Origin of the sequence: Flavobacterium hydrocarbonoxydans (genome assembly GCF_009789235.1) — a bacterium.
GTDB lineage: Bacteria > Bacteroidota > Bacteroidia > Flavobacteriales > Flavobacteriaceae > Flavobacterium > Flavobacterium hydrocarbonoxydans.
In genome coordinates this window covers 1-11,561 of record NZ_WSTB01000020.1, presented here as the reverse complement: position 1 = coordinate 11,561, position 11,561 = coordinate 1, and the positions used below count along the sequence as shown (strand labels likewise).

General features: G+C 35.0%; 13 protein-coding genes and 3 tRNA genes. 10 read left to right on the top strand and 6 right to left on the bottom strand.

The window, feature by feature from the left end:
* Positions 1–127: 127 nt before the first annotated feature.
* The 3 genes from GON26_RS20940 (at position 128) to GON26_RS20930 (ending at position 3,169) form a co-directional block, all read left to right on the top strand.
* On the top strand, positions 128–988 hold the full coding sequence (locus tag GON26_RS20940; RefSeq protein ID WP_160376723.1) for a polysaccharide deacetylase family protein: 861 nt from the start codon (positions 128–130) through the stop codon (positions 986–988).
* Between the two features lie 297 nt (positions 989–1,285).
* Positions 1,286–2,137 carry a transketolase gene (locus GON26_RS20935; protein WP_160376722.1) on the top strand — a complete coding sequence of 284 codons (852 nt, stop codon included), beginning with the start codon at positions 1,286–1,288 and terminating at the stop codon, positions 2,135–2,137.
* Positions 2,138–2,215: 78 nt separating this feature from the next.
* Positions 2,216–3,169 (top strand): transketolase family protein, encoded by a 954-nt coding sequence (locus GON26_RS20930; RefSeq protein WP_160376721.1) that lies wholly within the window; start codon positions 2,216–2,218, stop codon positions 3,167–3,169.
* 153 nt (positions 3,170–3,322) lie between these two features.
* On the opposite strand, the gene GON26_RS20925 is transcribed toward GON26_RS20930, so the two are convergent.
* Positions 3,323–4,510, bottom strand: coding sequence for an FKBP-type peptidyl-prolyl cis-trans isomerase (locus tag GON26_RS20925; protein ID WP_160376720.1), 1,188 nt, complete (start codon positions 4,508–4,510; stop codon positions 3,323–3,325).
* Positions 4,511–4,589: 79 nt separating this feature from the next.
* Here GON26_RS20925 and GON26_RS20920 point away from each other — a divergent pair, with 79 nt between their 5' ends.
* Together GON26_RS20920 and GON26_RS20915 are read left to right on the top strand one after the other, a co-directional pair.
* Positions 4,590–4,979, top strand: a complete 390-nt coding sequence (locus GON26_RS20920; protein WP_160376719.1) for an RNA-binding S4 domain-containing protein — start codon at positions 4,590–4,592, stop codon at positions 4,977–4,979.
* Positions 4,980–5,050: 71 nt separating this feature from the next.
* Positions 5,051–5,551, top strand: coding sequence for a phosphoribosyltransferase domain-containing protein (locus GON26_RS20915; RefSeq protein ID WP_160376718.1), 501 nt, complete (start codon positions 5,051–5,053; stop codon positions 5,549–5,551).
* Here the strand turns inward: GON26_RS20915 and GON26_RS20910 are convergent.
* Positions 5,543–6,061, bottom strand: coding sequence for a shikimate kinase (locus tag GON26_RS20910; RefSeq protein ID WP_160376717.1), 519 nt, complete (start codon positions 6,059–6,061; stop codon positions 5,543–5,545). The genes GON26_RS20915 and GON26_RS20910 overlap by 9 nt on opposite strands.
* A gap of 125 nt (positions 6,062–6,186) precedes the next feature.
* On the opposite strand from GON26_RS20910, the gene GON26_RS20905 reads away from it, so the two are divergent.
* From GON26_RS20905 to GON26_RS20890, 4 genes are all read left to right on the top strand, one after another.
* Positions 6,187–6,259: transfer RNA gene (locus tag GON26_RS20905), tRNA-Lys, on the top strand.
* A 41-nt stretch (positions 6,260–6,300) separates the two neighbouring features.
* Positions 6,301–6,373: transfer RNA gene (locus GON26_RS20900), tRNA-Lys, on the top strand.
* A 42-nt stretch (positions 6,374–6,415) separates the two neighbouring features.
* Positions 6,416–6,498 (top strand) — tRNA-Leu (locus tag GON26_RS20895).
* 130 nt (positions 6,499–6,628) lie between these two features.
* A complete protein-coding gene (locus GON26_RS20890) occupies positions 6,629–7,774 on the top strand; it encodes a DUF6438 domain-containing protein (RefSeq protein ID WP_160376716.1) in 1,146 nt (381 codons plus the stop codon).
* 120 nt (positions 7,775–7,894) lie between these two features.
* On the opposite strand, the gene GON26_RS20885 is transcribed toward GON26_RS20890, so the two are convergent.
* The 4 genes from GON26_RS20885 to GON26_RS20870 all read right to left on the bottom strand — a co-directional run bounded on the left by GON26_RS20885 (position 7,895) and on the right by GON26_RS20870 (position 11,102).
* A complete protein-coding gene (locus tag GON26_RS20885; RefSeq protein WP_160376715.1) occupies positions 7,895–8,356 on the bottom strand; it encodes an SRPBCC family protein in 462 nt (153 codons plus the stop codon).
* Positions 8,357–8,369: 13 nt separating this feature from the next.
* The gene (locus GON26_RS20880; protein WP_160376714.1) at positions 8,370–8,825 is read right to left on the bottom strand and encodes a GNAT family N-acetyltransferase; all 456 of its coding nucleotides are present in this window, start codon (positions 8,823–8,825) and stop codon (positions 8,370–8,372) included.
* A 342-nt stretch (positions 8,826–9,167) separates the two neighbouring features.
* Entirely contained in the window at positions 9,168–10,328 is a 1,161-nt protein-coding gene (locus GON26_RS20875; protein ID WP_160376713.1) for an FAD-dependent oxidoreductase, read from the bottom strand.
* A gap of 24 nt (positions 10,329–10,352) precedes the next feature.
* On the bottom strand, positions 10,353–11,102 hold the full coding sequence (locus GON26_RS20870; RefSeq protein ID WP_160376712.1) for a helix-turn-helix domain-containing protein: 750 nt from the start codon (positions 11,100–11,102) through the stop codon (positions 10,353–10,355).
* Positions 11,103–11,232: 130 nt separating this feature from the next.
* Here GON26_RS20870 and GON26_RS21925 point away from each other — a divergent pair, with 130 nt between their 5' ends.
* A complete protein-coding gene (locus tag GON26_RS21925) occupies positions 11,233–11,520 on the top strand; it encodes a hypothetical protein (RefSeq protein ID WP_394350427.1) in 288 nt (95 codons plus the stop codon).
* Positions 11,521–11,561: the final 41 nt, after the last annotated feature.

Below are 11,561 nucleotides of genomic sequence, written 5' to 3'. Positions count from 1 at the left end.
ACTACGGCTGAAAAAGCCTTGTTTTTCTAAATCGGGAGATACCGCCTCTATCCCTAACGCATAAAAAAGAACGCTCCAATTCCATTAGAAATATTAAATTTGGAAGAAAAAATAAAATTTCCCAAAAATGAATTTAGCACAAAAATTAGGCTACGCTGAAGACGCAAAACTCTTAATCATCCACGCCGACGACGCAGGATTATCACACTCCGAAAATCAGGCCACCATACAAGCCCTTCAAAACGGAAGCATGAATTCGTACAGCATCATGATGCCTTGCCCGTGGTCGTACGAAATGTGTCTTTTTGCCAAAAACAATCCACAATTTGATGGAGGCGTTCACCTGACTTTAACCTGCGAATGGGAAACTTATAAATTCGGGCCCGTACTTCCTGTTTCAGAAGTTCCAAGTTTAGTCGACGAAAACGGCCATTTCTATAGAAAAAGACTCGATTTTAAAAACAATGCAAAACCAGACGAGGTAAAAAAAGAACTCATTGCCCAAGTCGAAAAAGCAATTCATCTTGGTGTACAGCCTACACACCTTGATGCACACATGTACAGTATAGGCGTAACTCCAGAGTTTTTTAACATTTACAAAGAGGTTGGAAAAATCTTCAACCTGCCTGTATTTATTACCAAAGAATTCCTGGAAGAAGTTCGCTTATCCGACGAAGAATATGATTTTGAAGACATCGTTGTTGCTGACAAAATCATCATAGGAAATTTTGCCGATTTCGAAAAAGGAGAATTCATCAATCATTATGAAAAAGCATTAGATAATATAAAACCCGGTTTTAATATTTGCCTGCTCCACCCCGCTTTTGACGAATTTGAAATGCAGGGAATCACCATAAATCACCCAAACTTTGGCGCCGAATGGAGACAATTGGATTTTGATTATTTCACCAGTGAAGCCTGTAAACTAAAGCTTCAGGAAAATAATATTCAGCTGATTACCTGGAGAGACATTAAAGAAATTAAATAATTATTCCGTTTATCTTTCAAAAAACATTAAAAATCATAGTGATTGGGATTAAACTACACTTTATAAAGTATTAATAAAGCTTAACTGCATCAAAAAACTTCGAAATCATGACGCAAAAACCGATTCAGGTAGTCTTAAAACCATTAATTTTAATGATTTACACCCATTCTGTTGCTGAATTTTCAAAAAACAGAAGCCAAAACGACAACGACTGAATATAACATATTTCCTTAAAAATGACTTGTCTTACCGCAAAATAAAAATTACTTTTGCTCCAGTTTAAATTTTATACAAAAAATGAAGCCTAACACACAACAATTAAGCGATTTAACTATCCAAGTAAGAAGAGATATTCTTCGAATGGTACATGCTGTCAACTCAGGCCACCCAGGTGGTTCATTAGGTTGTACTGAATTTTTGGTAACACTTTACCAAAGCATTATGGACCGCAAAGAAGGTTTTGATATGGACGGAATTGGAGAAGATCTTTTCTTCCTTTCAAACGGACACATTTCCCCAGTATTTTATAGCGTTTTAGCTCGTAGCGGATATTTTCCTATTTCAGAATTAGCGACTTTTAGATTGCTAAATTCTCGTTTACAAGGACACCCAACCACTCACGAAGGATTACCTGGAGTACGTATTGCTTCTGGTTCTTTGGGTCAGGGTATGTCTGTTGCACTTGGTGCAGCTCAGGCAAAAAAATTAAATGGCGATAATCATTTGGTATATACTTTGCATGGTGATGGCGAATTACAAGAAGGTCAAAACTGGGAAGCAATTATGTATGCTTCTGCTAAAAAAGTAGATAACATTATTGCAACGATTGACCTTAACGGAAAACAAATTGACGGAACAACAGACGAAGTTTTGCCAATGGGAAGCATCCGTGCAAAATTTGAAGCTTTTGACTGGGATGTTATCGACATTAAAGAAGGTAACAGCATTGACGCTATTTTAGCCGGATTTGCAGATGCAAAATCTAAAACAGGAAAAGGAAAACCAGTTTGTGTTTTATTACATACCGAAATGGGTAACGGAGTTGATTTTATGATGCACACGCATGCTTGGCATGGTAAAGCACCAAACAATGATCAATTAGCGAGTGCTTTAGCTCAAAACTATTCTGCAGACCAAATCGATTATTAAAAAAGGCTTTCTATCAGTAAACTTTTTTTTACAAAAAAATAATTACTGTATAACGAAGCATCTCAAAAAGAAAATTAAATGAAAAAATATACAAATACAGGAAGTAAAGATACTCGTTCGGGTTTTGGAGCGGGAATGACTGAATTGGGTCAGAAAAACGAAAATGTGGTAGCACTTTGTGCTGATTTAATTGGATCATTAAAATTTGATGATTTCAAGAAAAATCACCCGGAGCGTTTTTTCCAGATTGGTATTGCAGAAGCCAACATGATTGGTATTGCAGCGGGTTTAACCATTGGAGGAAAAATTCCTTTTACAGGAACTTTCGCCAACTTCTCTACAGGAAGAGTTTACGACCAGATTCGTCAATCTGTAGCTTACTCTGATAAAAACGTAAAAATTTGTGCTTCTCACGCTGGTTTAACACTAGGTGAAGACGGTGCAACACACCAGATCTTAGAAGATATTGGATTAATGAAAATGTTGCCAGGAATGACAGTAATCAACACTTGTGACTACAATCAGACTAAAGCAGCTACTTTAGCATTGGCAGATCACCATGGTCCGGCTTATTTGCGTTTCGGACGTCCGGTCGTACCTAACTTTACTCCTGCTGACGAGCCTTTCGTAATCGGGAAAGCCATTTTATTAAACGAAGGAACTGATGTAACTATCGTTGCAACAGGACACTTGGTTTGGGAAGCGCTTATCGCTGCTGAAGCTCTTGAAGCAAAAGGAATTTCTGCTGAAGTAATCAACATTCACACCATTAAACCATTAGACGCAGAAGCTATTTTGAAATCTGTAGTTAAAACTAAATGTATTGTAACTGCTGAAGAACACAACATTTTGGGTGGTCTTGGCGAAAGTGTTTCAGGTGTATTAGCTTTAAACAATCCTACTCCACAAGAATTTGTAGCAGTACAAGACAGTTTTGGTGAGTCTGGAACTCCTGAGCAATTAATGGAGAAATATAAACTAAACAACCAAGCAATTGTTGCAGCTGTTGAAAGAGTGATCAAAAGAAAATAATTTTTAGTTTTTCTAAAAACACATTAAAGCCGATTTCGTTATGAAATCGGCTTTTTTTATTTCTTATCATTAAATATTTTACTCAATAGTAACCATAAAAAAAACCCCGAAATTACTTTCGAGGCTCAATAATATCTTTAGTTAAACTAAAATTTAATTCTTAATAGGGTAGGTTTTATCCAAATAAATTCTTAACCTCGAATTATCCGTATAATCAGTCTCTATGTATTTTCTCTTATTAGTTGCAGATTCAACCTTAGTAGGGTCTGCAAGAGCCCCTGTAGGTCTTCTAGGAATGCCTCTTGGTTCAGTATTCAAACTTTCATCATCATTAGGTGTAGCAGGATTATCAGCTACAGTAAAAGCATCAAAAGGAAAATATTTACTTGGTCCGTAGTTAATCTCACCAACTTTCCCAATTTCTCCATCTGCCTTAGTCACCTCAAGCAAAGTTGAAAAAGAATCTCCATCATCATCTATATCTAAGAAGTCCGGAATACCATCACCATCAGTATCATCAAGATTTTTTCCACCAGGAGCTCCACTAGGATATCTGGTCGTATTTCGGAAATCATAAACAAAATGATCTTTATTTAAATCTTCATAAAGATCTAAAACTCCATCTCCGTCCGTATCTGAGCGTTGCACATCGTACAATTTGAAACTAAAAACAAGAGGTGCGTAAGCAGGAATAGATGCACTTCCTGAAGCAAAATACCCCAATCCGGAAGGAATAAAAATTACACCTGCGCCAAAATCTGTATAAGTTATTTCACCCGCAGCGTTTGCACTATAATTACCGGATTTAAATAATGGAAAAATTTCACTCCATCCTGTAATAACTCCATACAAGTTCAGGAAACTTTGTGGATACAATACTGTTTCAAAAGTTGTTTGCTTAACATAAAGCGGTTTTGTCTCCGTTTTTTCTACACGAGTTAGATAATCACCATTGTAAGCTGCTAAAACACCATCAGTATTGGTAGGGTTTTCATTTACACCTTCTCTTAAAATTAAATAATAAACTAAAAAATCAACACCGTATAAATTGACATTTTTTGTTTTTAATTGAGGAAAAGTAGTCCCGCTATTTGTCTTATAAGACATAATTGGTAGTTGTGTCGTTGGATCATTAATAGAGTCAATTTTAACATCCATATTTTCAGACACTACAATATAATGTGTATTCAGGTAATTTTCAATAGTTTCAATATCTTGAGTATATTGTACTCCCTGATCTCTTGGTGGTACAATGGTAACATCATTATCATCTTTATTACACGAAACCAAGCTTACCCCTGCCATCAGTAGTAAAATAAAGAAATATTTAAATTTATTCATTATTGTTAATTTTTTAAGTGCGCAAGATACAATATTGATTTATTTTTGTAAAGAATTTAACTCCGATTTTAGAAAAATTATGAGAATTGATAAATACCTATGGTGTGTGCGATATTACAAGACCAGAAATATGGTTACAGAGGCCTGCAAAAAGAATCACGTAACCGTAAACGGGCAAGTAGCCAAACCATCCAAAGAAGTTTTCCCGACTGATAAAATCACGTTTAGGAAAGACCAGATAACCCAGATTATCACCGTTCTCGACATTCCTGAAAGTCGGGTTGGCGCTAAACTGGTTGATATGTACAGAAAAAATGAAACTCCTGCTGAAGCTTACGCCCATCTGGAACTATTGAAGTTATCAAAAGAACATTACCGTAAAAGCGGAACCGGAAGGCCTACAAAAAAAGACCGACGCGATATTGACGAATATGGAAATGAAATATTTGATGAAGAAGAGGAAAATTAAATTCAAAAATCAATTTCAATATCAATTTCAATATCAATTAGAAAAAAAATCTAAACTCTAAAATAAAAAAAATGAGCAAAAATATCATCTTAACCAATCAGGAAATTGAACATAAAATAAAACGTATCGCTTACCAAATCTACGAAACCTTTGTTGACGAAGAAGAAGTGGTTATTGCCGGAATTGCTTCAAACGGATATGTTTTTGCAGAAAAAATAGCATCGGCATTAAGCAAAATCTCTACTTTGAAAGTTTCTTTATGCGAAGTTAGTATAGACAAGCAAAATCCAAAATCAAATATCCAGACTTCATTGACTACAGAAGAGTACGCCAATAAAGGATTAGTTCTGGTTGATGATGTCTTAAATTCAGGAACCACTTTGATTTACGCGGTACGCCACTTCTTAGACGTACCACTTAAAAAATTCAAAACTGCAGTACTCGTTGACAGAAACCACAAAAAGTACCCTGTAAAGGCTGATTTCAAAGGAATATCCCTTTCTACATCTTTATTAGAGCACGTACAGGTTGTTTTTGATGAAAACGGAGATGACTATGCCTTTTTAAGCTAGAATATTCAAAATATCCTGAACCGTTTCATCAACCGTTTTATTATCTACCGAAACTTTATGCTGTGCATGGTTGTAATAATAACTTCTGTCGAATAAATGTTTGGCGATAAACTCTTTCATTTCGTCTTCGTTCATATTAGCAATCAAAGGACGTTTACTCTTATTACGTACCAATCTATTATATAAGGTCTCAATCGAGGCCTTTAAATAAACCGAAACCACATCATCACTTTGCAGTAATTCATGATTATTGGCATAACAAGGAGTTCCTCCTCCTAAACCTATGATGCAATTTTGGGAAGACTGAAGCAATTCTAAGAACATTTCATGTTCTAATTTTCTAAAATATATCTCTCCGTGTTCTTCAAAAATCGAATTTATAGATTTTTTTGCTCTTTCTTCGATGCAATTATCCAAATCCAAAAACGGAATATTGGTGATTTTTGACAAATTTTGGGCAATCGTAGACTTTCCGCAACCCATATATCCTAATAATATGATTTTTTTCATTCTAATAAAACCCTATAAACTAAGGCGTTGTAAACTTTGGTTAAAAAAAGACAAATTTATAATAAAAATGCTTGCAAATAATAAAATAAACTCCTTATATTTGCACCCGCATTCAAGGAACATATGACTCGATAGCTCAGTTGGTAGAGCACATCACTTTTAATGATGGGGTCCTGGGTTCGAGCCCCAGTCGGGTCACAAATAAAGTGATTCACAATATAAAGTTTCTTGAAAGCAATGACTCGATAGCTCAGTTGGTAGAGCACATCACTTTTAATGATGGGGTCCTGGGTTCGAGCCCCAGTCGGGTCACAAAAGGTCGAGTATTCATTTACTTGACCTTTTTTTGTTTAAGGCCACGTGGAGAAACGGTAGACTTGCCATCTTGAGGGGGTGGTGCTCGTAAGGGCGTGTGGGTTCAAATCCCACCGTGGTCACATACAAGCGGAAATCATTATTTTTAATGGTTTCCGCTTTTTTAATTTTAAATTATTCCTACGCCATATTATTTAAATATTTATTCAAAATCGTTTATATTTACAAAACCAGCAATCTAAAATATAATTAATGAAGCCAAAAATAATACTATCTATTTTAACTGTTTTCATTTTATACTCTTGCCAAAGGAATAATGAAGCTCAATTAAATAAAGATATACTTGGCGAGTGGACTTACGTCAAAACAGAAGGTCAAAGAAAACCGAAAAAAAATAACGACATCAAATTTCCTCCGCCTTCTCCTTTTGACAACTATGTACCAGGATATATATTTTTAGAAAATAATATATGTGAAAACAAATCTGGTTATTTTAAAACAATCGATGCAAAGGAAAGAGACGACAGAAAGACATTTTTTTTAGGAACAGAAACTAAATATAAAATTAAAAACGACAGCCTACAAATATTTGATTTAGTGACTAAGACTTGGGAAAATCAAAAAATACATTCCATTATTAGAGATACATTAACAACAAAAATAAGCGACAGCCTGTTTGCAAAATATACTAGAACAAAATATAAGATCAACCCAAATGAGAATTATGACAAAATCATAGTTTCGTCTTCAGGCTGTTACGGCTCTTGTCCAGTATTGAACATAAGCATCGATAATAATGGGAATGTCATTTATTACGGTCAGTACTATAATACTAAAAATGGAATTTTCAAATCCAAGATTACCAAAAACGAATATCAAAAAATTCAAACTAATTTTAAAAAAGCCGACATAAAGAATCTTAAAGATAATTATGAAGGAAGCTGGACCGATGATGAGACTATCACTATAACATTTATCAAAAACAATAAAATAGTAAAGTCTATTAATGATTATGGAAGACAATCTCCAATTGCTCTAATTTGGGCCTATACACCTGTTAGATATTTATATCAACAAATAAAGCTAACACCATTAAAAGTAAAAAACCCTTTATCATCATTATCGAGAATAAGCTTTACAAAAGGAAATCAAATTTGCGACTTAACAAAATCTGAGAGTTTCTATCTTGTAACAGAAATATTTAAAGGCAAAGAAACACCTTATAAATTTGAAAGCAGATATCAGATTGAATTTTGGAATGATCAAGACAAAAAAGAAATAATACATACTGACGGAAGATATTTTAAATGCAAAGACAAAATTATTGATATTGGTTATAATTTTTTGACAATAAATAATCTGACTGATAAATTTAGACACAAGGACAAATACGATTGATAAAATCTCAAAAGTCAATTATATTTCGCTCAAAAACTATAAATCTCTAATATACGGTTCGAATTCTGTACAAATGTGGTCACTAAAAAAAATCATAATCAAATTAATTTTCAAAAAAGGCTAAGAACTCATTTTACCCAATTCAACTTCGAGTTTATCAAAGTTCTCTTCGTTTTTATCTGCTACAAATGGTTTTAATTTATTACACTCTTCTGCCGAATCGAAAATCATCCTAAAAACAATCTTTGTTTGTTTTTCTGCTAATTCCTCAAAAGTAAACAAAACATTAAAGAGCGGCTTCGAGATGCGCTTCCAGCCTATAACCGCAGGCTTTTCTATCTGCACAAACTCACACTCATTTTCATAGTTCCCTTTTTCAGGTCCGTGCATGGTAAATAGCCATCTTCCGCCTGGGCGAAAATCAAATTCGTGAAATGTATTGGTAAATCCCTCTGGTCCCCACCAATTTTTAAGATGTTCGGGTTCTGCCCAGGCCGAGAAAACAATTTCTTTAGGAAATGGTACTATTCTGGTCGTTACAATCTCGCAGTCCGGTGTAGCTGAAAAAAAATCTGATTCCATTTTATTTTTTTTATTACACATTAATATTCAGTTCCATTACAGGTAAATACCTGTCTTTAATCGAGGTTTCCAGCTGTCCTGTTTTCTCAAATCCAAATTTACTGTAAAAACTTTCTGCGTTAGGTTCTGAGTCGAGGATAACTTTTTTGGCATTGGTATTTTTTATCCGAAGAAGAAAATCATCCATCAATAGGCGTCCAAATCCTTTTCCGATATACTCCGGCGAAACAAATAAATTATCCAGTTTTACAATATCACCATCCTCCGTTAAATACGAATAATAACCCGCTATTTGGTTAGCATTTATTAGTTTGTAAACCTGTTGTGTTTCGATATACTCTTTGGTAATCGTTAATACCTCAGCCCAAATCTCCATTTGCACCTCATCGTAGCCCCAAAAAGCTTTTGATTTTTTGGTAATCTCCGTTAAGATTTCGCTATCCTTTATTGAGGCTTTTTCTATGGTCATTATTCATTTTAAATTTAATAGAATTGAACAACTTCAAATACAACCCTTTGGGTGTAATCAATAAAAAGAATAATTAAACACATAGAAAACAAAGATTTTATGATTTAAAAAAAAGGAACTCAAAAGAAACTAGTTTCTCACACATAGCTATGTGTTTTAATGCAAGTGAAACGCCTTTTTTTAGTTCAATAAACTATATTTTCTATGTGTTAAAATAATTTCACCCAATAACCTCAAATATATTAAAAAAGCATCATTCACAAAAAAACTCTTTCAAATTGCTTCGAAAGAGATCTTTATAAAAAATCGTATATTTTATATTAGGTGCTGAATAGCTCTTTTTTATTCTCCTGCAAAGAATTCCAGCATGGTCTTCAACGCCTCTTTCGAGTGCATTTTCTCTCCATTTTCAAGTGATTCTTGTGCGGCTTTGGCGGCTCTTTCACGCATATTTGTTTCGTAAAAAGAAATAGCTTCCTGCAGGGTGCCAAATGTATCAGCTGTCAGGCATTCGCTTAACTCCAAGGCATCAAGCATTGCCATATTAGCGCCTTCTCCTGCAAAAGGAGGCATTACATGAGCAGCATCTCCAATCATGGTTAGATTGGGCAATGCTTCCCAGGTCTGATCCAAGGGAACGCAATAAATAGGACGCGGAATAAAAGGAACCGTTACCTTCTCAAATAATTCATACCATACAGGACTCCATTCCGGATATGCTTTTTTAAACCATTCTGCTATTTGTGTTTTATCCGAAAAATCCAGACCAATCTTAACTGCCCAATCTTCTTCGGTTTTAAAACTCACATAAAATCCCAGATCCCCACCGCCTTTTTGCCCAAGCAATATATTTTTAGCATTTCCAAAAGCCATTATTTTACCGCCATCAATCAAAGAATGTATATACGGCGTTCTGTCTTTTGACTGATAAACGTTGCCTTCGAGCATCGTGATACCTGAATAGAAAGCTTTACTATCTGTAATATAAGGTCGGATTTTAGAATTGGCACCATCCGAAGCTATTACAATATCCGCATAAACGGATGCACTGTCTTTAAAATGCAGCAACCAGCCTTCGTTTTGCTTTTCCATCGAAATAAAATGACGGTTCCAGACCACGGTTTCGGGCTGTAAGGATTCCAGCAGAATTTTTCTTAACGCACCCCGGTCTATTTCAGGCCGAAAATGTTCATTGCCAAAATCTTCTTCCCGATTGGTCTCGTGATCGCTAAAGAATACAGTGGCATTTTCATCAAGGATGAGTGTTTTATCTGCACCGGGCAGGAAATTATTCTTAAACTCGTTCAATAAATCTGCTTTGCGAATGGCTGCCAATCCGGATTCATCATGCAAATCCAGCGTCGAGCCCTGCACCCGTGCTTCTTTATTCAAATCTCTTTCGTAAACTTTTACGTTTGCGCCTTTGAGCTGCAATAGCTTTGCTAAAGTAAGTCCGCCCGGGCCTCCGCCAACAATAGCGACTTGTTTGTTTTGTAACAACATAATTTTCAATTTTACAGGACAAAATTATGGCTTCTTATAGGCTAAGAATTGTAAAAAACGGTCATTATCATTTTTGAATAATTCTTTGGGCGAAACTCCTGAAAGTTTTTTAATTTCTTTGATGAAATGCGACTGGTCTGTATAGTTGAGCTGCGGATATAAACTCCCTTCATTGATGTGAGAAAGCGAGGCCTGAAAACGAAGAATATTGCAATATACTTTTAATGAAAGTCCGAATTGCTGATTAAAATAACGATTGATCTGGCGTTCGCTCCAGGCTACTTTTTCTGAAAGTTCTTTTATTGAAATTTCTCCATTGGCCGCCAGAATGAGATCGAACAGTTTGCGTTTGCGCTCGTCAGTTTCTTTTGGCAAAAGCGACCTGATTTTTTGTGAAGCCTTTTCGCAGAACACATCAAAATCATTCAAATCATCACTATTGAAACCCCAAAAATCATTTGGCAGTTCTCTTGCGCTATTTAAGATATCGGCAATGGGCTGTTGCAAAATATACTCTACTGCAAGGGGATTAAAACTTACTGCAAAGAAACTAAAAACATCAAAATTGGCTGTTTTAGGTTTGGTTTCGATACCTATGAGGTAAACAGAAATTGCATTGTTTTTTGTTTTAGTAAAAATCAAATCAATTTTTCCGTTCGGGATAATTACCGCATCACTAATGCTTCTTAAATTTTGAAAAGCTGAAAAACAAAAAACATAATCAGCAAGTGAGTCGTCTGGTTTTATGAGTTTATAATTCAGTGTATTATCCATTATTCTTTTCTTTATTAGAATATAGTATTAAAAGAACTAGCTAAGATACCAATATGATATGATTTTTTAAATACCTATCGAAGACATTAAACTCTTTCGAGAGGTAAATAATATAAAAAAAACGTCAAATTTGACGTCCGTTACGTCAAATTTGACATCAGCGACGTCAAACTTGACATCAGGAACGTCAAATTTGACGTCCGTTACGTCAAATTTGGCATCAGCGACGCCAAATTTGACATCAGACACGTCAAATTTGACATCAGGAACGTCAAATTTGGCATCAGCGACGTCAAATTTGACATCAGACACGTCAAACTTGACATCAGGAACGTCAAATTTGACGTCGGCGACGTCAAATTTGACGCTAAACTCATTTAATTACAGTTTAAAGCATAAAAAAACCTTCCGAGATTAATCCCGAAAGGTTTGATTTAAATATATAAACACCTAATTGTG

Bases quoted from the DNA above. Each gene is read 5' to 3' on its own strand.
- GON26_RS20915 (WP_160376718.1), top strand. From the start codon at position 5,051: ATGAGCAAAAATATCATCTTAACCAATCAGGAAATTGAACATAAAATA.
- GON26_RS20940 (WP_160376723.1), top strand. From the start codon at position 128: ATGAATTTAGCACAAAAATTAGGCTACGCTGAAGACGCAAAACTCTTA.
- GON26_RS20885 (WP_160376715.1), bottom strand. From the start codon at position 8,356: ATGGAATCAGATTTTTTTTCAGCTACACCGGACTGCGAGATTGTAACG.
- GON26_RS20910 (WP_160376717.1), bottom strand. From the start codon at position 6,061: ATGAAAAAAATCATATTATTAGGATATATGGGTTGCGGAAAGTCTACG.
- GON26_RS20875 (WP_160376713.1), bottom strand. From the start codon at position 10,328: ATGTTGTTACAAAACAAACAAGTCGCTATTGTTGGCGGAGGCCCGGGC.
- GON26_RS20890 (WP_160376716.1), top strand. From the start codon at position 6,629: ATGAAGCCAAAAATAATACTATCTATTTTAACTGTTTTCATTTTATAC.
- GON26_RS20925 (WP_160376720.1), bottom strand. From the start codon at position 4,510: ATGAATAAATTTAAATATTTCTTTATTTTACTACTGATGGCAGGGGTA.
- GON26_RS20920 (WP_160376719.1), top strand. From the start codon at position 4,590: ATGAGAATTGATAAATACCTATGGTGTGTGCGATATTACAAGACCAGA.
- GON26_RS20935 (WP_160376722.1), top strand. From the start codon at position 1,286: ATGAAGCCTAACACACAACAATTAAGCGATTTAACTATCCAAGTAAGA.
- GON26_RS20870 (WP_160376712.1), bottom strand. From the start codon at position 11,102: ATGGATAATACACTGAATTATAAACTCATAAAACCAGACGACTCACTT.
- GON26_RS20880 (WP_160376714.1), bottom strand. From the start codon at position 8,825: ATGACCATAGAAAAAGCCTCAATAAAGGATAGCGAAATCTTAACGGAG.
- GON26_RS20930 (WP_160376721.1), top strand. From the start codon at position 2,216: ATGAAAAAATATACAAATACAGGAAGTAAAGATACTCGTTCGGGTTTT.